Genomic DNA, 20,509 nt, shown 5'->3' with positions numbered 1-20,509 from the left:
CGTATATTACGCTTTCCTCTTTCAGAGTCAACCCGTTATTTCAGGATTTTTTCTCTTCAACCGACCGCATTGTCTGTGAAGTGATTCACATCCGCCGTGTCGATGGAGGCGCATTATAGGGAGCCGCCGAGGAATGACAAGCGGAAAAATGCATTTTTATTTCAACCGCTCACCTTTTCACCAAAAAGGCTATTTTTGGTGCTTTTTAATCTCTTTTGGCAGATCGGCCAGACTATTAATCACCCAATCCGCCGCATTCTCAGCTTCTGGCGTCACTGGCTTGCCGGTACGCACTAATATTTTAGTCCCTACACTCGCGGCTGCGGCTGCCTGCATATCTTCCAGTTTATCGCCCACCATATAAGAAGCCGCCATATCAATGTGCAGGAACTCCTGCGCAGAGATAAACATCCCCGGATGCGGCTTACGGCAATCACAGGTCTGACGATACGCTTCTACGGTTCCCTGCGGATGATGCGGACAATAGTAGATACCATCCAGATCCACACCGCGGTCGGCAAGTGACCAGTCCATCCATTCCGTCAGCGTCTCGAACTGCGCTTCGGTGAATTTACCGCGTGCAATACCAGACTGGTTCGTCACCACCACCAGCGCATAGCCCATCTCTTTCAACTGGCGCATGGCATCTATTACGCCCTCGATAAACTCGAACTCATCAATCTCATGGACATAACCGTGATCCACATTAATAGTGCCGTCACGATCGAGAAAAATTGCGGGTACTGATTTTGCCACCGGTTTGCTCCTGAAAAAGGCATGTTCAGCTAGTATCTCATGAATCGCAGCGCAATAAAGTGCTCATCGTACAGAGTTGGATTGATTTAGACGTCTGGATGCCTTAACATCCGTTTTGTTTACGGTCATCACCCGTATCTGGCAGAAGAAAATGCCACGGCTAACTTACATACGATAAAAATAATCTAATGATTAAACTTTCCAATATCACCAAAGTGTTCCAGCAGGGGAACCGAACCATTCAGGCGCTGAACAACGTCAGCCTGCATGTTCCTGCTGGTCAAATTTATGGCGTCATTGGCGCATCGGGTGCAGGTAAAAGTACGCTGATCCGTTGTGTTAACCTGCTTGAGCGCCCAACCCAGGGCAGCGTAGAAGTTGGCGGCCAGGAACTTACCGCCCTTTCAGAGAAAGAACTCACCAAAGCGCGTCGTCAGATTGGCATGATCTTCCAGCACTTTAACCTTCTGGCTTCCCGCACCGTGTTCGGTAACGTTGCCTTACCGCTGGAGCTGGATAACACGCCGAAAGAAGAAGTGAAGCGTCGCGTCACCGAGCTGCTCGACCTCGTAGGTCTGGGCGACAAACAGGATAGCTACCCGGCAAATCTGTCCGGTGGGCAAAAACAGCGTGTGGCCATTGCCCGCGCGCTGGCAAGCAATCCTAAGGTGCTGCTGTGTGATGAAGCCACCAGCGCACTGGATCCGGCAACCACGCGTTCTATTCTGGAACTGCTGAAAGACATTAACCGTCGTCTGGGCCTGACGATCCTCCTTATTACGCACGAGATGGATGTGGTGAAACGCATCTGCGACTGCGTGGCGGTCATCAGTAACGGTGAACTGATCGAGCAGGACACGGTAAGCGAAGTGTTCTCGCATCCGAAAACCCCGCTGGCGCAGCAGTTCATCCAGTCCACGCTGCATCTGGATATTCCGGAAGACTATCTGGAACGTCTGAAAACAGAAGCAACAGCAGACAGCGTCCCGATGCTGCGCATGGAGTTCACCGGCCAGTCCGTTGATGCTCCCCTGCTTTCCGAAACCGCACGTCGCTTTAACGTGAATAACAACATCATCAGCGCGCAGATGGATTACGCCGGTGGCGTGAAGTTCGGCATCATGCTGACAGAAATGCACGGCACACAAGAAGAAACCCAGGCAGCCATTGCCTGGCTGCAAGAACATCACGTAAAAGTAGAGGTACTGGGTTATGTCTGAGCCGATGATGTGGCTGCTGGTTCGCGGCGTTTGGGAAACGCTGGCAATGACCTTTGTCTCTGGCTTCTTTGGTTTTGTGATTGGCCTGCCGGTCGGCGTGTTGCTGTACGTGACGCGTCCGGGTCAAATCATTGAGAACGCGAAGCTGTACCGTACGCTCTCTGCGCTGGTGAACATCTTCCGTTCTATCCCGTTCATTATTCTGCTGGTGTGGATGATTCCATTTACCCGCGTGATCGTCGGAACGTCTATCGGTCTGCAGGCGGCGATCGTTCCGCTGACCGTTGGCGCTGCGCCGTTTATCGCCCGTATGGTGGAAAACGCCCTGCTGGAGATCCCTACCGGTTTGATCGAAGCGTCCCGCGCGATGGGCGCCACGCCGATGCAGATCGTCCGCAAGGTTCTGCTGCCTGAGGCACTGCCAGGGCTGGTGAATGCGGCAACCATTACGCTTATCACCCTGGTCGGTTATTCCGCGATGGGCGGTGCCGTAGGCGCGGGCGGTTTAGGTCAGATTGGTTACCAGTACGGCTATATTGGATATAACGCGACCGTGATGAATACCGTTCTGGTATTGCTGGTTGTTCTGGTTTACTTAATCCAGTTCTCTGGCGATCGCATCGTCCGGGCTGTTACGCACAAATAACGTTACACACAACATAAACTCTACGAGTTAAGGATAAAACATGGCGTTTAAATTAAAGACCTTCGCAGCAGTAGGCGCGCTGATCGGCTCTCTGGCACTGGTGGGTTGCGGTCAGGATGAAAAAGATCCGAACCACATTAAAGTGGGCGTTATCGTAGGTGCAGAACAGCAGGTTGCAGAAGTTGCTCAGAAAGTAGCGAAAGAGAAATATGGCCTGGACGTGGAGCTGGTGACCTTCAACGATTACGTTCTGCCGAACGAAGCGCTGAGCAAAGGTGATATCGACGCGAACGCCTTCCAGCATAAACCATACCTGGACCAGCAGATCAAAGATCGCGGCTATAAACTGGTGGGCGTGGGTAACACCTTCGTTTATCCAATTGCCGGTTACTCTAAGAAAATTAAATCCCTGGACGAGCTGCAGCCGGGCTCTCAGGTTGCCGTCCCTAACGACCCAACTAACCTTGGTCGTTCTCTGCTGCTGCTGCAGAAAGTGGGCCTGATCAAACTGAAAGACGGTGTTGGCCTGCTGCCAACCGTTCTGGATGTCACCGAGAACCCGAAAAATCTGAAAATTGTTGAGCTGGAAGCACCGCAGCTGCCACGTTCTCTGGACGATGCGCAGATTGCCCTGGCCGTTATCAACACCACGTACGCCAGCCAGATTGGCCTGACCCCAGCTAAAGACGGTATCTTCGTTGAAGATAAAGACTCTCCATACGTAAACCTGATCGTGACTCGCGAAGACAACAAAGACGCGGAAAACGTGAAGAAATTCGTACAGGCCTATCAGTCTGACGAAGTTTACCAGGAAGCCAACAAAGTGTTTAACGGCGGCGCTGTTAAGGGCTGGTAATCTCACCTCAGTGTAATATCATCAGGACGGGCTTATGCCCGTCTTGTCATTTGTGCAGTCAACTGATTCAATATCTGACGTTTTGATTATCCATTGAGGAAATATTATGCGTGCTTTACCGATCTGTCTTTTAGCACTCATGCTGAGCGGCTGTTCTATGCTAAGCAGATCTCCCGTTGAACCTGTTCAAAGCACGGCAACCCCGCCAAAGACCGAGCCTGCGAAACCGAAAGTGGTTCGCCCTGCGCCGGTTCGCATTATCACGAAAGCGGATGAACTCGTCGGTAAACCGTTCCGTGAACTGGGCGAAGTGAGCGGCGAATCCTGTCAGGCGACCAATCAGGACTCACCACCGAATATCCCGACAGCGCGTAAACGCATGCAGATTAATGCCGCAAAAATGAAAGCCAACGCGGTCCTGCTGCACAGCTGTGAAGTCACCAGCGGCACGCCGGGCTGCTACCGTCAGGCGGTGTGCATCGGTTCTGCGCTGAACATCACGGCGAAATGAGTGCATTTCAGTTCGAGCAGATAGGCGTTATCCACTCTCCTTACAAAGAGAAGTTCGCCGTCCCCCGCCAGCCCGGTCTTGTCACCAGCGGACGCGGTGAGCTTCACCTGATTGCGCCTTACAATCAGGCCGATGCGGTACGCGGGCTTGAGGCGTTCAGCCACCTGTGGGTGGTGTTCGTGTTTCACCAGACGATGGAAGGCGGCTGGCGTCCTACCGTGCGTCCTCCTCGTCTTGGCGGCAATGCGAGAATAGGGGTGTTTGCGACGCGCTCGACCTTCCGTCCAAACCCGGTTGGCATGTCGCTGGTTGAACTGAAAGGCATACGCTGCCAGAAAGATCGGGTGATACTGGAGTTAGGTAGCCTGGACCTTGTCGACGGCACGCCGGTGATCGACATCAAACCCTATTTGCCCTTCGCCGAAGCCCTTCCGGACGCGCGTGCAAGCTATGCTCAGGACGCCCCACAGGCGGACATGCCTGTATATTTTACGCCTGAGATAACCGCTCAGTTCGGCCAACTGGAGAAACGCTATCCTCGCTTACGGGATTTCATCACCGAAGTTCTGGCACAGGACCCGCGTCCGGCCTACCGTAAAGAAGAGGAAGCAGGCAAAACGTACGCCGTCTGGCTGCTCGATTTTAACGTTCGCTGGCGCGTCACCGAGGCAGGTTTTGAAGTGTTTGCCCTTGAACCCAGGTAATTTTGTTCTCCTCTCTTTTGGCATCTTTGCCACACTGGTAAACTAAACCACTTTTTTTGTGTCAGGCTGGTGTTTCAGCCTGTTCCAATCGTCGAAATGGAACCGTAACAACATGCGTACTAGCCAATATCTGCTCTCCACTCTGAAGGAGACGCCTGCCGACGCCGAAGTGATCAGCCATCAGCTGATGCTGCGCGCCGGGATGATCCGCAAGCTGGCCTCCGGGTTATACACCTGGCTGCCGACCGGCGTGCGCGTCCTGAAAAAAGTCGAAAACATCGTGCGTGAAGAGATGAACAACGCCGGTGCTATCGAGGTGTCCATGCCCGTGGTTCAGCCCGCTGACCTGTGGCAGGAGAGCGGTCGTTGGGAACAGTATGGTCCTGAACTGCTGCGCTTCGTCGATCGTGGCGAGCGTCCGTTCGTTCTCGGCCCAACGCATGAAGAAGTCATCACCGACCTGATTCGTAATGAGCTGAGCTCTTACAAACAGCTGCCGCTGAACTTCTTCCAGATCCAGACCAAGTTCCGTGACGAAGTTCGCCCGCGTTTCGGCGTCATGCGCTCTCGCGAATTCCTGATGAAAGACGCCTACTCTTTCCATACCTCTCAGGAATCCCTGCAAGAGACCTACGACGCAATGTACGCGGCGTACAGCAAAATCTTCTCCCGCATGGGTCTGGATTTCCGTGCTGTGCAGGCTGATACCGGCTCCATCGGCGGTAGCGCATCTCATGAATTCCAGGTACTGGCGCAGAGCGGTGAAGACGATGTGATCTTCTCTGACTCTTCCGATTACGCGGCGAACATCGAATTCGCAGAAGCGCTTGCACCAAAAGAACCGCGTGCTGCGGCAACGCAAGAGATGACGCTGGTTGATACGCCAAACGCGAAAACCATTGCCGAGCTGGTTGAGCAGTTCAACCTGCCGATCGAAAAAACCGTGAAGACGCTGCTGGTGAAAGCCACCGAAGGGAGCGCTTACCCGCTGGTTGCCCTGCTGGTGCGTGGCGATCACGAGCTGAACGAAGTGAAAGCTGAGAAGCTGCCGCAGGTCGCCAGCCCGCTGACGTTCGCCACGGAAGCGGAAATCCGCGCCGTGGTCAATGCTGGCCCAGGTTCTCTTGGTCCGGTGAATATGCCGGTTCCTGTTGTTATTGACCGCACGGTAGCCGCGATGAGCGACTTCTCCGCCGGTGCGAACATCGACGGTAAACACTACTTCGGCATCAACTGGGATCGCGACGTGGCGACGCCGGAAGTAGCAGACATCCGTAACGTGGTCGCAGGCGATCCAAGCCCGGACGGTCAGGGTACCCTGATGATCAAGCGCGGCATTGAAGTCGGTCACATCTTCCAGCTGGGTGATAAATACTCGCGCGCGCTGAACGCCGCTGTTCAGGGTGAAGATGGCCGTAACCAGATCCTGACCATGGGTTGCTACGGTATCGGGGTGACGCGCGTGGTAGCTGCCGCCATTGAGCAGAACTATGACGAGCGCGGCATCGTCTGGCCAGACAACATCGCGCCGTTCCAGGTTGCGATTCTGCCAATGAACATGCACAAGTCTTACCGCGTGCAGGAGCTGGCCGAGAAGCTGTATGCCGAGCTGCGTGCACAGGGTATCGAAGTGCTGATGGATGACCGTAAAGAGCGTCCGGGCGTGATGTTTGCCGATATGGAACTGATCGGTATCCCACACACCGTCGTGATCGGCGACCGTAACCTCGACAGCGACGAGATTGAATACAAATACCGTCGCAGCGGCGAAAAACAGATGATCAAGACCGGCGACATTCTTGATTACCTGGTGAAAGCCATCAAAGGCTAAACAAAAAACCCCGCTCAGGCGGGGTTTTTTAATGGCTCAGCGTCAGCTTATTTACTGTTACAGTCTTTACCCGCAACAAACTTCGCGTCTTTATCTGCCACCAGCGTTTTCACCATCTCTCCACTATCCGGGTTTGGCTCCAGCGTAAAGTGACCGTCCACCGTCAGCAATACCGGTTTGCTGTCATTGCCGCGCGCCACCGCGTAATCACGTTCAAGCTGCGCATTGTTTGCCACGCTGACCTTCTTACCGGTTGCGCAGTCGGTAAAGATCGCCGCATCCGCCATATAGAAGTACATCCCCCGCATCGCCATCGGCGTCGCGGGCAGAGCCGCTTTTACCGGCGCCAGCGTGTAGTTAAACTGGGATTCAATTGGATTGCCTTCACGATCCAGCATCTCCATCCCCTCGCCTTTGGCGCGGAAATAAGTTTTCTCGCCAGCGGTATCCGTCAGAACCAGCTTCTCCGCCGTTCGCGCCCATGTTCCATAAGTTGCAAAAGAAGAAGGCTCTTTTGCGCCCTGATAGCGCTGGTTCATCACCCAGGTGCCGTCTTTTTGCAGGAACAGGGACGTTTCAATGCCTTCACAGTCCGCGCAAGGCAATACGCCGCGCCAGCTCTGCTGCATCGGTTTTAATTCTTCCGTCTGCGTGGGTTGTAAAACCTGCGTTTCGGAGCGGTTGTTACACCCGAAAAGCGCAAACAGCGTACTCACTGCCAGCGCTGACCATAATGCTTTTTTCACAATGAATTCCTTATGAAAAGTGTGTTCCCTTTCGTCACTCTGTGGGGCGACGAACTTTACCGCGTAGTGCTTTCACTGTGGATTTTTGGGCCTTCGAGGCCAGCCGACGCTCTTTCGATGCGCGGGTTGGCCGCGTTGCCCGGCGGCTTTTTTGTACTGCCGTTAATTCTTTGATGACCGCCACCAGCCTGGCTATCGCCGCTTCCCGGTTGAGCTCCTGGCTGCGGTATTCCTGGGCTTTGATCACCATCACGCCATCGCTGGTGATCAGGTGATGGCTGGCAGCAAGCAGACTTTCTTTATAATACTCTGGCAGGCTTGAGGCCCGAATGTCAAAACGCAAATGGATTGCCGTTGAGGCCTTGTTGACGTGCTGCCCACCTGCCCCCTGAGCACGGATGGCGGTGATCTCCAGCTCGTTGTCCGGAATGCTGACGTTTCGGGACAGGACGATCATGAGGCCGGTTGCCACGCCGTAAAATGAATTTCCAGATTATTCTGAGAATCAGAGAGCCAGATGGCACCGTCCTGAATCGTCGCCTGCAACACCATGGTCCGGCTGGCAAAGTCGCTCAGCTGCGCCAGTTGCTCATCATCCAGATACCAGACCGTGAGATTTTTAAACTGTCCGCACTTGCTCTTGTTTTGCTGCCACCAAATCTCCGCAGCGCGCTGATTATACGCGAATAAGGCCACTTCAGCGGACTGAGTGCAGGCCTTCTTAATTCTGCGCTCGTCCGGCAGTCCAAGTTCGATCCACAAATCGATACCCAGATGATCGTTGCGCAGCCAGGCTTCTGGCTCGTCTTCTGCGCTTAACCCACGGGTAAACTGCAGACGCTCGTCAGCGTACTTAATCCACGCCAGCAGGCGCAGCATCATGCGCTCCTGGGTTTCGGAGGGGTGGCGAGCCAGCGTCAGCGAGGCGTCCAGGAACTGGTTGCGATCAAGATCGGCCACATTGACCACTGCTTTATAAATTGTCGCTTTCAGCGCCATGAGAGAACTCCATTCGAATCAGGCGCTCATTGTAGCGAAAACCGCGGCAAAAGGCTGTTGTAGGGTGATAAATACACCGCTATCAAGGCGCTGATATTGCTTAAATGAGTATGGTATAGTCACCTTGCTAAACCGAGTTTATCTTCGTAGGCTTAATGATATCTCACAGTAAGTCAGTGCGCTGGCGGGAGGGGATGTGAATAATTATTGTGAGTTAATTCGCAAACGGTATGCGGAAATCGCCAGCGGAGATCTGGGGTATGTCCCGGACGCGTTGGGCTGTGTATTGAAAGTGCTTAATGAAGTGGCCTCTGATGAGGGCCTTTCAGAGTCGGTCAGGGAAAAAGCAGCGTATGCTGCGGCGAATTTACTGGTGAGCGATTATGTCGATGAATGATACTTATCAACCCATCAATTGTGATGACTATGACAACCTCGAACTCGCCTGCCAGCATCATTTATTACTGACGCTGGAGCTAAAAGATGGCGAAGTGTTGAAGGCGAAGGCCAGCGATCTGGTTTCACGTAAGAATGTGGAATACCTGATAGTGGAAGATGCCGGTGCGACGCGTGAGCTGCGCCTGGATAAAATAGCCAGCTTCAGCCACCCGCAAATCGGCACCGTCGTGGTGAGCGAATCCTGATGACATTAACGGGCAGCCTGGCTGCCCGTTACGCTTTCTGCCACTCAAACCTGACCCCCTCTTCCGCCCATCCCGCTTCCGTGATGAAAATGCCCGCAGCAGCAATCAATGTTTCACCATAGAACAGCAGCGGCGTGGTGTCGCGCAGCCACGGCGGCACGTTGCACTCCTGCCAGATTTTCTTCAGCTTGCGTCCCCCGTTGCGCCCGACAATATGCAGCATGCCGCCAGCCTTAAAGCGTACCGTTACCGGTTCTCCTGCCTCTGGCAGCCTCACATGACCAGACGGTATAAGAGAGACACGTCCTGCCTCACTGGGCAATATCAGCGGAAGCGCAGGAGAAAGCCAGTCGAGCACCACACTGGTCAGTGAGGGCGTTGATTTTACCCACCAGAGTTCCCCTTTGTAGCGCCTTACGTCAAAACCGTTCAGATGGACGCACGGGGAAGCATCCTCCCGCGCCAGGGCAACTTCGTCCCAGATACGGTTTAGCATCGCCCGCGACGGCATCGCGGCGTGATGAGAGGCCAGCCAGCGCCGTAGCAGCGCAGCGCGGCGCACCGGGCTCATCGCTTTCAGCGGTGCAATCGCCAGCGCTCCGTCTTCAGAAATCAGTTCAGCCAGCTCGTCACTCAACAGCTCGTCCAGCAGCGATTCCTGTTCGGCGCACAGCATAGCGCTTCTTGCCGTCGCGTCGGCGAAATGCGGCCAGCGCTCGCTCAATAGCGGGAGGACGCGCAGACGCAGAAAGTTACGGTCATAGCCGTCATCCTGGTTGCTCTCATCTTCAATCCAGCTGAGCTGATGTTCTCGCGCCCAGGCCTCAAGCGAGGCGCGCGTCTCGCCAAGCAGCGGACGAAGTAACGTTGTACCGGCAAACTCAGAACGCTCAGGCATGGCTGAAAGCCCTGCCGGTCCGCTGCCCCGCTTAAGCGCCAGCAGAAAGGTTTCACACTGATCGTCCAGGTGCTGGGCCGTGACCAGCGCTTCTCCTGTACGCAATGCCCCGGCAAAGGCGGCATAGCGAGCTTTACGCGCCTGCGCCTCAATGCCCAGCCCTTCCTCCGCAAGCGTGACGCGCTCGACGAGAAGCGGGATCGCCCACGCCGCACACAAGGCTTCGCAGTGCGCCACCCACTCCTCTGCGTGAGGACTTAATCCGTGATGAATATGTATCGCCCGCAGCTGGACGTCAGGCTCCTGGTCGCGCCAGCGTTTAAGACGATGGAGCAGAACGGTGGAATCCAGGCCACCGCTAAACCCCACCAGCAGCTGGCGGTACGGTGAAACGGCGTGTGCGATAGCGGGTAAGGTCATAGGGAATTACACATAAAAAATGCCCGAACTGAGCGGGCATTATCACACAGGACGAAGATTACTGCTGATAAAGCTCCAGCGGCAGGCCGTCCGGGTCGTTGAAAAAGGTAAAACGCTTGTCGGTGAACGGATCGACGCGGATTGCTTCACACGTCACGCCGTGCGCTTCCAGATGTTTTACTGCGCTATCCAGGTCATCGACGCTGAAGGCAAGATGGCGCAGGCCACAGGCTTCCGGGCGGGACGGACGCGCAGGCGGAAAAGGAAAAGAGAACAGTTCAATCACATACTGCCCGTTTAACGCCAGGTCGCCCTTCCAGGAGTCGCGCTCCTCACGGTAGGCCTCGCTCAACAGCGTAAAGCCGAGAATGTCGCAGTAGAAGGCCTTACTCTTCGCGTAATCGGTCGCAATGATCGCAATATGATGAACAGCTTTTAAACCCAGCATAGCTTCTCCTTTTTATGATGCCTGAACGTTACAACCGAAAACCCGCACCTGGCAAGCGGTCACTCTTATTTTAGGACTCGCACCCAGTACACGCCGTTTTCGTCGCGCTTCGCACCGTGGATATCCGTCTCAAAACCGGGATAGTGACGCCCTACCGAACAGAGCATCAGCAGGAAATCGAGCACGGCCCGACTCTCTTCGGTAATCATCTCTCCCGGCATCAGGAGCGGTACGCCCGGCGGATACGGCAGGATCATGTTTGCCGATACGCGCCCAACCAGATTTTCCAGCTCGACGGTTTCGACCTCTCCCCTCACCTGGCGCTGCCACGCCTGGTGCGGGGTAAACTTCATCTCCGGCAACACATCGAACGCCTGTAGCATCAGACGCGGCAGATCGTGCTGACGGATCAGCCTGTGGATCCCCTGGGCCAGATCCTGAATACGCATATTGCGGTAGAAGTCAGGATCTTCCGCGTAGAGATCCGGCAGCATGTTCTTCACCCGCAGGTTGAGATCGTAGGCGCGCTTAAATTCCATCAGACCGCGGAGCAGCCCCATCGCCCGGGTTTTATCGATCCCGATACTGAACAGGAACAGCAAATTATAGGGGCCTGTTTTCTCCACCACCACGCCGCGTTCATCAAGGAACTTCGCCACCAGCGCAGCCGGGATCCCTTCCTCGCTCATCTTGCCCTGCTCATCCATACCCGGCGTCAGGATCGTCACCTTAACCGGGTCGAGGAACATATGGTCACTATCGGCATCCCGGAAGCCATGCCAGTCTTCGCCGGGCGAAACCGGCCAGCATTCTGCTTCATCAATCTCTTCCGGCTGCCAGATATCAAAGAACCAGCCGTCGGCTTCCTCTTTCAGCCGCTGAACCTCTTTACGGAAATGCAGCGCGCGCTCCACAGAGCGATTGATAAGACGTTTACCGGGATTGCCGCGCAGCATCGCCGCAGCCGTTTCGATAGACGCCACCAGCGGATAGCTTGGTGAGGTGGTGGTATGCATCATAAAGGCTTCGTTGAAGGTCTCTTCGTCATATTCGCCTTTGATGTGAATCAGCGAAGCCTGGGAAAACGCGGCCAGCATTTTGTGCGTCGACTGCGTTTCGAAGAACACTTTACCCGGTACGCGTTCACCGCTCATGCCGCTCTTACCCGCGTAAATCGGGTGGAAATTGGTGTACGGTACCCACGCGGAATCGAAGTGGATCGACGGCACGTCCAAAGTCTTTTTGATCCAGTCCGTGTTGTACAGCAGACCGTCATAGGTCGAGTTGGTGATCACCGCATGGACAGGCCAGCCTGCGCCGGGCACTGCCGCGACCTTGCGTTCAATCGCGTCATGGGCGAACTCCCGGCGTGGAATGCCTCCCAGAATGCCGAGCGCGTTACGCGTGGGCGACAGCCAGAGCGGTACAACGTCGCTCATCATCAGCAAGTGCGCCAGCGATTTATGGCAGTTACGGTCAATCAGCAGGGTGCTCCCCGCAGGCGCGGCATACATTCCGACGATTTTGTTCGAGGTCGAGGTGCCGTTGGTCACCATATAGCTCTGCTCGGCCCCAAAGGTGCGGGCGATATACTCTTCGGCTTCCAGATGCGGTCCGGTATGATCCAGCAGAGAGCCTAGTTCGGTGACTGAAATGGACACGTCCGCTTTCAGCGTGTTGCCACCAAAGAAATCATAGAACAGGCAGCCCACCGGGCTTTTTTGGTAGGCCGTTCCCGCCATATGCCCAGGCGTACAGAAGGTATATTTCCCCTCTTTCACGTAGGTGAAGAGCGCCCGGGTAAAGGGCGGCGTAATGTTATCGAGATATTCATTCGTGTATTGCTGAATGCGGGTCGCAATGTCTTCCGCCACGCCGAGGGAATATTCAAAGAACCACAGCGCCATACGCATATCATTGGCGCTGACGTCCATGGTTGAGTGGGTATTAATAAACGCGTACAGCGGGAGATATTCGTTCAGCTTGTTGATATCGCTGCACAGTTCGAGGTCATATTCATCCCAGTCGAAGATCACGCCGCAGATACGCGGGTTATGCTCGATGAACTTCAGCAGATCGGCGCTGTTGTGCGGCCAGATTAGCTGATACCCCCGCGACTGCAGGGCTTGCTCCAGCTCCTTAATCGGCTCATCTTTATAAAAGACGCCGTGTGGCCCCATAACGGCAATGATATTCATGGGCTTCCTCCTTAAAAAACATTAGCTAAGCATAGTCCGGCTAAACCGCAGGTATAAAAAAAGCCGCAACATTGTGCGGCTTTTCAGATAATTGTGAGGCTTACGCGTAGCCGTAGGTCATCAGACGCTGGTAACGACGGTTGAGCAGATCTTCTTTGCTCAGCACGTCCAGGTCTGCCAGATCGGCCAGCAGCTGCGCTTTCAGAGACGCTGCCATCACTTCCGGCTTACGATGAGCCCCACCCAGCGGTTCCGGGATGATGGAATCGATCAGCTTAAGCTCTTTCAGACGCGGCGCAATGATACCCATCGCTTCGGCAGCCAGAGGCGCTTTGTCAGCACTTTTCCACAGAATGGACGCACAGCCTTCCGGGGAGATAACGGAATAGGTGCTGTACTGCAGCATATTCACTTTATCGCCCACGCCAATCGCCAGCGCGCCACCGGAACCCCCTTCACCGATAACGGTACAAATGACCGGCACCTTCAGACGAGACATCTCGCGCAGGTTGCGTGCGATGGCTTCAGACTGACCGCGCTCTTCCGCACCCACGCCAGGGTAGGCACCCGGGGTGTCGATGAAGGTGATGATTGGCATGTTGAAACGCTCAGCCATCTCCATCAGACGCAGGGCTTTACGGTAGCCTTCTGGGGCTGGCATACCGAAGTTACGACGGATTTTCTCTTTGGTTTCACGACCTTTCTGATGACCAATGATCATCACCGGGCGTCCGTCCAGACGCGCGATACCGCCTACGATAGCTTTGTCGTCAGCGTATGCGCGATCGCCTGCCAGTTCGTCAAATTCGTCAAACGCCAGGCGGACATAATCCAGGGTGTACGGACGCTGTGGATGGCGTGCCAGCTGGGCCACCTGCCATGCGCCGAGATCGGCAAAGATTTTGCGCGTCAGCTCTACGCTTTTCTCGCGCAGACGATGCACTTCTTCGTCGATGTTAATATCCAGTTTTTCATCCTGACGGCTTACCGCTGTCAGAGAATCGATTTTCGCTTCCAGCTCAGCAATCGGCTGTTCGAAATCAAGGAAATTCAGACTCATAGTATTCCTGTATTAGTCAAACTCCAGTTCCACCTGCTCCGAACCAATGAGGCCACGGAGATCGTTCAGTAAACGATCGCTCGGAGAGACACGCCACGTTGCACCAAAGCGCAACCGCGCACGTGCATCCGCCCTCTGATAGTAGAGATGTACTGGAATTGTCCCCGAGCGGTGGGGTTCCAGAGACTGACGGAGTCGGTTTAAAAGCTGGTCATCAATTTGCCTGTCCGTCAGCGAGATAGCAAGCCCGCGAGCATATTTTTCCCGGGCTTCGTCAATGTCCATCACTTCGCGGGCGGTCATTTTAAGCCCCCCACTGAAGTCATCAAAGCTGACCTGTCCGCTGACGATAAGTATGCGGTCTTTTTCCAGCAATTGCTGGTATTTATCCAGCGCGTCGGTGAACAACATCACCTCCAGACGCCCGGAACGGTCATCCAACGTACAGATGCCGATACGATTGCCGCGCTTGGTGACCATAACCCTTGCAGCAATCACGAGCCCCGCAGCCGTGGTGATTTTACCACGTTCTGTCGGATGCATGTCTTTTAGCCTGTGGCCGCCGACATAGCGCTCAATTTCTTTAATGTACTGGTTGATCGGGTGACCCGTCAGGTACAAACCTAACGTTTCACGCTCGCCGTCCAGCACCACCTGTTCTGGCCACGGCTGGCAGTTGGAATACGACTGCTCAATCTGCTCCGGCTCTTCCGCCAGCACCCCGAACATATCCGCCTGGCCAATGGCTTCCGCTTTCGCGTGCTGATCCGCCGCTTTCAGGGCGTCACCCAGCGAGTTCATCAGCGCGGCGCGGTGCGGCCCCAGCCTGTCGAACGCGCCGGACATGATCAGTTTTTCCAGCACGCGGCGGTTCAGCTTTTTGGTATCGGTACGGGCGCAAAGATCGAACAGCTCGCGGAAATACCCGCCGTTGTTGCGCGCTTCGATGATCGCCTCGATCGGCCCCTCGCCCACGCCCTTGATCGCGCCGATCCCGTAAACGATCTCCCCGTCGTCGTTGACGTGGAAATGGTAGAGACCTGAGTTAATATCCGGCGGCAGGATCTTCAGCCCCATGCGCCAGCACTCATCCACCAGGCCCACCACCTTCTCGGTGTTGTCCATATCGGCGGTCATTACCGCCGCCATAAACTCCGCAGGATAGTGTGCCTTCAGCCACAGCGTTTGATACGACACCAAAGCATAGGCGGCTGAGTGAGATTTGTTAAATCCGTACCCGGCGAATTTCTCCACCAGGTCGAAGATTTTCATCGCCAGCTCGCCGTCAACGCCGTTTTTCTTCGCCCCGTCTTCAAAGATGGAGCGCTGCTTGGCCATCTCTTCCGGCTTTTTCTTACCCATCGCACGACGCAGCATGTCCGCGCCGCCGAGCGTATAGCCGGAAAGCACCTGGGCGATCTGCATCACCTGTTCCTGATACAGGATGATGCCATAGGTTGGCTCCAGTACCGGCTTCAGGCTTTCGTGCTGCCACTGAACGTCCGGGTAGGAAATCTCTTCGCGCCCGTGCTTACGGTCGATAAAGTTATCTACCATCCCTGACTGCAGCGGGCCCGGACGGAACAGGGCCACCAGCGCGATCATATCTTCGAAGCAGTCGGGCTGCAGACGTTTAATCAGATCTTTCATGCCGCGGGATTCAAGCTGGAAGACGGCGGTGGTCTCCGAGCGCTGCAGCATGTCGAAACTTTTCTTGTCGTCCAGCGGGATGGCCGCGATATCCAGCGGCGGCTCGCCGTTCTTCTCGCGGCGGGCGTTGATCATCTCCAGCGCCCAGTTGATGATGGTCAGCGTACGCAGGCCAAGGAAGTCAAACTTCACCAGCCCGGCGTATTCTACGTCGTTCTTGTCGAACTGGGTGACCGGATGCTGGCCCGCTTCGTCGCAATACAGCGGCGCGAAGTCGGTGATTTTGGTCGGGGCGATAACCACGCCCCCCGCATGCTTACCGGCGTTACGCGTGACGCCTTCCAGCTTGCGCGCCATGTCGATCAGCGCTTTGACCTCTTCGTCCGCTTCATAGATTTCCGGCAGCTGCGGTTCAGCCTCAAAGGCTTTTGCCAGCGTCATGCCCGGATCGGGCGGCACCAGTTTAGAGATGCGATCGACAAACCCGTACGGGTGGCCCAGCACGCGGCCCACGTCGCGGATAACCGCTTTCGCCGCCATCGTACCGAAGGTAATGATCTGCGATACCGCATCACGACCGTACATGTCGGCCACGTGCTCGATCACCTGGTCACGTTTCTCCATGCAGAAGTCGACGTCGAAGTCGGGCATCGAGACACGTTCCGGGTTGAGGAAACGTTCGAACAGCAGGTCGAACTCCAGCGGATCGAGGTCGGTAATTTTCAGCGCGTACGCCACCAGCGAGCCTGCGCCGGAACCACGGCCCGGTCCAACCGGCACGCCGTTATCCTTCGACCACTGGATGAACTCCATAACGATCAGGAAGTAGCCCGGGAAGCCCATCTGGTTGATCACCTGGAGTTCAATGTCCAGGCGTTCGTCATACTCCGGACGACGCTTTTTACGCTCTTCTTCATCCGGGAACAGGAATTCCAGACGCTCTTCCAGACCTTCTTTCGATTTCATGACCAGGAAATCTTCCGTAGTCATGTCACCCGTCGGGAACTGCGGCAGGAAGTATTCGCCAAGGCGGACGGTGACGTTGCAGCGCTTGGCAATCTCTACGCTGTTTTCCAGCGCTTCGGGGATATCGGAGAAGAGCTCACACATCTCCTCCTCGCTGCGCATGTACTGTTGTGCGGAGTAATTGCGCGGCCGCTTCGGATCGTCGAGGGTAAAGCCATCGTGGATCGCCACGCGAATTTCGTGAGCGTCAAAATCGCCCGCCTCAAGGAACCGCACGTCGTTGGTGGCCACTACGGGCAACCCGCGCTCCTCTGCGAGCGCCACGGCGGCATGAAGATAGCTCTCTTCATCCTGACGACCGGTACGGATCAACTCCAGATAATAACGATTCGGGAAATATTCTTCATAGAACGAGACACATTGATCCACCAGCGCACTGTTACCGCGCAGCAGTGATTTTCCGACGTCACCCATGCGGCCGCCGGAGATCAGCAGCAGCCCTTCGTTGAGCTCGGCCAGCCAGTCACGATCTATCCACGGCCCCAGCGCGCCATAGCCGCGCTGATAGGCTTTTGAGATCAGCAGGGTAAGGTTTTGATAGCCCGCGTTGTTCATCGCCAGCACGGAGATTTGCGTCAGTTCATCGCCGATGAGATCGCTCTGCACATGAAAATCTGCCCCGACAATAGGCTTCATCCCCGCGCCGTGCGCCGTTCCGTAGAACTTCACCAGGCCACACAGGTTGGTAAAATCGGTGATCGCCAGCGCAGGCATGCCAAGCGAGGCCGCCTTTTTTACCAGCGGCCCGGTCTTCGCCAGCCCATCGATCATGGAGTAGTCGCTATGCACCCGCAGGTGTACGAAACGTGGTTCAGCCATCTTCAGATTCCGCGTTACTTAATTGCTTGCGTAATGATTCAGGACACCCGTCCCAGGGCGCGTTTTACCGGGCCAAAACTGCGCCGATGGTGTTCGGTTGCGCCATGTTCAGCCAGCCTCTCCAGGTGGAAAGGTGTGGGATATCCCTTATGCTGGGCGAAACCATACTGAGGGTAAGTGAGATCCAGCGCGGCCATTTCGGCGTCGCGTGTCACTTTGGCAATAATAGAAGCTGCGCTAATTTCTGCGACCCGGCTATCGCCTTTGACCACTGCCATTGAAGGCATGGGCAATGCCGGACAGCGGTTGCCGTCAATCAGGACATATTCAGGGGAAATTTTCAGCCCCGCCACCGCACGCTGCATCGCCAGCATCGTGGCATGCAAAATATTCAGCTCGTCTATCTCATGCGGTTCAGCGCGCCCGAGGCTCCAGGCCAGCGCTTTCTCCTGAATCTCACTAAACAGCGCCAGCCGGCGCTTTTCAGACAATTTTTTTGAGTCGTTCAGCCCGACGATCGGCCGAGCCGGATCGAGGATCACCGCAGCGGTCACCACGGCTCCCACTAACGGACCACGACCCACTTCGTCCACCCCCGCCACAAGGTGGGTGTGAGGATAAACAAATTCCATCATTTTGCTAACTCCAGCACCGCATCGGCCGCTTGCTCATCAGCATTACAGCGGATCAGTTGATGCAGTTCGCGGAAGGTATCGTGCATCTGGTGGCTGGTTTTACCGTTGGCGAGCAGCGGCAGCAGGGCCTCCGCCAGCGCCTGCGGCTGGCATTCATCCTGCAGCAGCTCTTTCACCAGCTCGCGCCCGGCAAGCAGGTTTGGCAGGGAGACGTAATCTGTTTTCACCAGACGTTTTGCCAGCCAGAAGGTAAACGGCTTCATGCGGTAACCGACCACCATCGGGCATTTCGCCAGCATACACTCCAGCGCCGCCGTGCCGGAGGCCAGCAGTGCGGCATCGCTCGCATACATCGCTTCCCGCCCCTGCCCGTCAAGAAGACGGACGTGAAGATCCGGGGCGACGTCAGCTTTGATGCGCTCAAACTGCTCGCGGCGTTTGGCATTCACCAGCGGCACGACCACTTCAAGATCGGGATAGGTCTGGCGAAGAATTTGCGCAGTCTTAAGAAAATCGGCGCTCAGCATCTCAACTTCTGCGCCACGGCTGCCTGGCAGTAAGGCCAGACAGTGCACATCATGCGGGATGCCCAGCGCGTCGCGCGCCGCGTTTTTATCCGGATCCAGCGGCATCGCATCCGCCATGGTATGACCGATAAAACGGCACGGAACATTAAATCTGTCGTAAAACGCTTTTTCGAAAGGCAGGAAAGCCAGCACCAGGTGGGTGGACCGTCCGATTTTGAAAACGCGTTTCTGTCGCCACGCCCAGACGGACGGACTGACGTAGTGAATCGTCTTAATGCCCTGCTTTTTCAGATTCCCTTCGAGGGTAATGTTGAAATCAGGTGCATCGATACCGACAAACACATCGGGTTTGAGTTCGGTAAAGCGGCGGGTGAGATCGGCACGGATGTGCAGCAAACGGCGTAACCGTCCCAGCACCTCAACGATCCCCATCACGGCCAGCTCTTCCATTTCATACCAGGCTTCACAGCCTTCGGCCTGCATCAGCGGGCCAGCAACACCGACAAAGCGAGCATTGGGTACGCGTGCCTTAAGCGCACGGATGAGACCGGCACCAAGAATATCGCCGGAGGTTTCTCCGGCGACCAGGGCTATCGTAAGCGGACGACTGTCGACCATTAACGAATCAGACCCCTTGTTGAACGGTCAAAGAACTCCATGAACGCGTCCACTTCCGGGTGCTTTTTCGCCAGTTCGGCAATTTCCGGCTTCGCCTCTTCCAGAGTTTTACCGCTACGGTACAGCAGTTTGTACGCGTTGCGGATGGCAGTAATCGCTTCGCGACTAAAACCACGACGCTTGAGGCCTTCGATGTTCACGCCAAACGGCGTGGCATGGTTGCCCTGCGCAATCACATACGGTGGGACGTCCTGCGCCACACCGGAGCATCCGCCGACCATCACGTGCGCACCAATGATGCAGAACTGATGGACTGCGGTCATGCCGCCAATAATTGCGAAGTCATCAACTGATACGTGTCCTGCCAGCGTGGCATTGTTGGCAAGGATACAGCGGTCACCCACGGTACAGTCGTGCGCGATATGCGCATTCACCATAAACAGGTTATCGCTGCCCACCTTCGTCAACCCACCACCCTGTACTGTTCCACGATGAATGGTGACGCTTTCGCGAATACGGTTACGATCGCCGATTTCCACACGGGTCGACTCACCAGCATATTTCAGATCCTGGTTAACTTCGCCGATGGAGGCGAACTGATAGATCTCGTTATTGCAGCCAATGGTCGTGTGACCATTCACCACAACGTGAGATTTCAGCACTGTACCCTCACCAATTTCGACATGGGGTCCAACAATACAAAACGGGCCAATGTGGGCGTTAGCACCAACGATGGCACCCGTTTCCACAATGGCGGTAGGATGAATAAAGGCGGATTTATCAATCACGTATCAGGACTCCCGGCTACGAGCACACATCATCGTCGCTTCGCAAACAACTTTACCGTCAACCAGCGCTACGCCTTTGAAGCGAGTCAGGCCACGACGCGTTTTTTCAAAAGTGACTTCCATGATCATCTGATCACCAGGTACGACAGGGCGCTTAAAGCGCGCTTCGTCAATACCCGCGAAGTAATACAGCTCACCGGGTTCCAGTTTACCGACGCTTTTAAACGCCAGAATACCGGTAGCCTGAGCCATCGCTTCCAGAATCAACACACCCGGGAAGATAGGTTTACCAGGGAAGTGCCCCTGGAAGAACGGCTCATTCACGGAAACATTTTTCACTGCGCGCAGAAAACGACCTTCTTCAAAATCCAGCACACGGTCTACCAGCAGAAACGGGTAGCGGTGCGGCAGAAGTTCTAAAATCTCTTCAATATGCAGAGTATGAGTGTCAGTAGTCAAAATACTCTTCCTGTCAAAATGTACTGATAACAATAATAACACGGCCTGCC

21 protein-coding genes are annotated in these 20,509 nt (G+C 55.3%); 8 read left to right on the top strand and 13 right to left on the bottom strand.

Annotated elements, in window-relative coordinates:
- Window positions 1-189 precede the first annotated feature (189 nt).
- Window positions 190-756: a D-glycero-beta-D-manno-heptose 1,7-bisphosphate 7-phosphatase gene (gmhB, locus tag AA74_RS0108350; protein WP_025912204.1), complete on the bottom strand. Its 567-nt coding sequence runs from the start codon at window positions 754-756 to the stop codon at window positions 190-192.
- Window positions 757-944: 188 nt separating this feature from the next.
- Between gmhB and metN the strand changes: the two genes are divergently transcribed.
- The 6 genes from metN (at window position 945) to proS (ending at window position 6,524) form a co-directional block, all read left to right on the top strand.
- Entirely contained in the window at window positions 945-1,976 is a 1,032-nt protein-coding gene (gene metN / locus AA74_RS0108345) for a methionine ABC transporter ATP-binding protein MetN (RefSeq protein ID WP_008501880.1), read from the top strand.
- Complete coding sequence (locus AA74_RS0108340) at window positions 1,969-2,622, top strand: methionine ABC transporter permease MetI (RefSeq protein WP_003856130.1); 654 nt, start codon at window positions 1,969-1,971, stop codon at window positions 2,620-2,622. The genes metN and AA74_RS0108340 overlap by 8 nt, the downstream gene beginning before the upstream one ends.
- A 40-nt stretch (window positions 2,623-2,662) precedes the next feature.
- Complete coding sequence (gene metQ / locus AA74_RS0108335) at window positions 2,663-3,478, top strand: methionine ABC transporter substrate-binding lipoprotein MetQ (protein ID WP_014168729.1); 816 nt, start codon at window positions 2,663-2,665, stop codon at window positions 3,476-3,478.
- Between the two features lie 106 nt (window positions 3,479-3,584).
- Window positions 3,585-3,989 (top strand): Rcs stress response system protein RcsF, encoded by a 405-nt coding sequence (rcsF, locus tag AA74_RS0108330; RefSeq protein ID WP_008501883.1) that lies wholly within the window; start codon window positions 3,585-3,587, stop codon window positions 3,987-3,989.
- Window positions 3,986-4,693 carry a tRNA (N6-threonylcarbamoyladenosine(37)-N6)-methyltransferase TrmO gene (gene tsaA, locus AA74_RS0108325; protein WP_025912203.1) on the top strand — a complete coding sequence of 236 codons (708 nt, stop codon included), beginning with the start codon at window positions 3,986-3,988 and terminating at the stop codon, window positions 4,691-4,693. The genes rcsF and tsaA overlap by 4 nt, the downstream gene beginning before the upstream one ends.
- Window positions 4,694-4,805: 112 nt before the next feature.
- Window positions 4,806-6,524: a proline--tRNA ligase gene (proS, locus tag AA74_RS0108320; RefSeq protein WP_025912202.1), complete on the top strand. Its 1,719-nt coding sequence runs from the start codon at window positions 4,806-4,808 to the stop codon at window positions 6,522-6,524.
- A 47-nt stretch (window positions 6,525-6,571) separates the two neighbouring features.
- Here the strand turns inward: proS and nlpE are convergent, their stop codons facing one another.
- From nlpE to AA74_RS0108305, 3 genes are read right to left on the bottom strand one after another with little or no spacing between them, the layout of a single operon-like run.
- Complete coding sequence (gene nlpE, locus AA74_RS0108315) at window positions 6,572-7,270, bottom strand: envelope stress response activation lipoprotein NlpE (RefSeq protein ID WP_021240479.1); 699 nt, start codon at window positions 7,268-7,270, stop codon at window positions 6,572-6,574.
- Window positions 7,271-7,304: 34 nt separating this feature from the next.
- On the bottom strand, window positions 7,305-7,727 hold the full coding sequence (gene arfB, locus AA74_RS0108310; RefSeq protein WP_008501887.1) for an alternative ribosome rescue aminoacyl-tRNA hydrolase ArfB: 423 nt from the start codon (window positions 7,725-7,727) through the stop codon (window positions 7,305-7,307).
- On the bottom strand, window positions 7,724-8,269 hold the full coding sequence (locus tag AA74_RS0108305) for a YaeQ family protein (RefSeq protein ID WP_025912201.1): 546 nt from the start codon (window positions 8,267-8,269) through the stop codon (window positions 7,724-7,726). The genes arfB and AA74_RS0108305 overlap by 4 nt, the downstream gene beginning before the upstream one ends.
- Before the next feature lie 196 nt (window positions 8,270-8,465).
- Here AA74_RS0108305 and AA74_RS01000000122075 point away from each other — a divergent pair, with 196 nt between their 5' ends.
- Window positions 8,466-8,666 carry a YaeP family protein gene (locus AA74_RS01000000122075; protein WP_032667327.1) on the top strand — a complete coding sequence of 67 codons (201 nt, stop codon included), beginning with the start codon at window positions 8,466-8,468 and terminating at the stop codon, window positions 8,664-8,666.
- Window positions 8,653-8,913, top strand: a complete 261-nt coding sequence (gene rof, locus AA74_RS0108300; RefSeq protein WP_008501890.1) for a Rho-binding antiterminator — start codon at window positions 8,653-8,655, stop codon at window positions 8,911-8,913. Before AA74_RS01000000122075 ends, rof begins: the two co-directional genes overlap by 14 nt.
- 28 nt (window positions 8,914-8,941) lie before the next feature.
- On the opposite strand, the gene tilS is transcribed toward rof, so the two are convergent.
- From tilS to fabZ, 9 genes are all read right to left on the bottom strand, one after another.
- A complete protein-coding gene (tilS, locus tag AA74_RS0108295) occupies window positions 8,942-10,231 on the bottom strand; it encodes a tRNA lysidine(34) synthetase TilS (protein WP_025912200.1) in 1,290 nt (429 codons plus the stop codon).
- Window positions 10,232-10,289: 58 nt separating this feature from the next.
- Window positions 10,290-10,679 carry a VOC family protein gene (locus tag AA74_RS0108290; protein ID WP_008501893.1) on the bottom strand — a complete coding sequence of 130 codons (390 nt, stop codon included), beginning with the start codon at window positions 10,677-10,679 and terminating at the stop codon, window positions 10,290-10,292.
- A gap of 65 nt (window positions 10,680-10,744) precedes the next feature.
- Entirely contained in the window at window positions 10,745-12,877 is a 2,133-nt protein-coding gene (locus tag AA74_RS0108285; RefSeq protein WP_025912199.1) for a lysine decarboxylase LdcC, read from the bottom strand.
- A 100-nt stretch (window positions 12,878-12,977) separates the two neighbouring features.
- On the bottom strand, window positions 12,978-13,937 hold the full coding sequence (accA, locus tag AA74_RS0108280; protein ID WP_008501895.1) for an acetyl-CoA carboxylase carboxyl transferase subunit alpha: 960 nt from the start codon (window positions 13,935-13,937) through the stop codon (window positions 12,978-12,980).
- A 12-nt stretch (window positions 13,938-13,949) separates the two neighbouring features.
- Window positions 13,950-17,432, bottom strand: a complete 3,483-nt coding sequence (dnaE, locus tag AA74_RS0108275) for a DNA polymerase III subunit alpha (RefSeq protein ID WP_023326729.1) — start codon at window positions 17,430-17,432, stop codon at window positions 13,950-13,952.
- Window positions 17,433-17,470: 38 nt separating this feature from the next.
- Window positions 17,471-18,067, bottom strand: a complete 597-nt coding sequence (gene rnhB, locus AA74_RS0108270; RefSeq protein ID WP_008501897.1) for a ribonuclease HII — start codon at window positions 18,065-18,067, stop codon at window positions 17,471-17,473.
- Window positions 18,064-19,212: a lipid-A-disaccharide synthase gene (lpxB, locus tag AA74_RS0108265; RefSeq protein WP_023293232.1), complete on the bottom strand. Its 1,149-nt coding sequence runs from the start codon at window positions 19,210-19,212 to the stop codon at window positions 18,064-18,066. Before lpxB ends, rnhB begins: the two co-directional genes overlap by 4 nt.
- Window positions 19,212-20,000, bottom strand: a complete 789-nt coding sequence (gene lpxA / locus AA74_RS0108260; RefSeq protein WP_008501899.1) for an acyl-ACP--UDP-N-acetylglucosamine O-acyltransferase — start codon at window positions 19,998-20,000, stop codon at window positions 19,212-19,214. Before lpxA ends, lpxB begins: the two co-directional genes overlap by 1 nt.
- Window positions 20,001-20,003: 3 nt before the next feature.
- Complete coding sequence (fabZ, locus tag AA74_RS0108255; RefSeq protein ID WP_010426706.1) at window positions 20,004-20,459, bottom strand: 3-hydroxyacyl-ACP dehydratase FabZ; 456 nt, start codon at window positions 20,457-20,459, stop codon at window positions 20,004-20,006.
- Window positions 20,460-20,509 lie beyond the last annotated feature (50 nt).

Source organism: Enterobacter sp. 5-4, from assembly GCF_000612205.1.
Lineage (GTDB): Bacteria > Pseudomonadota > Gammaproteobacteria > Enterobacterales > Enterobacteriaceae > Enterobacter > Enterobacter roggenkampii.
This window is presented reverse-complemented; position numbering and strand designations above follow the sequence as displayed.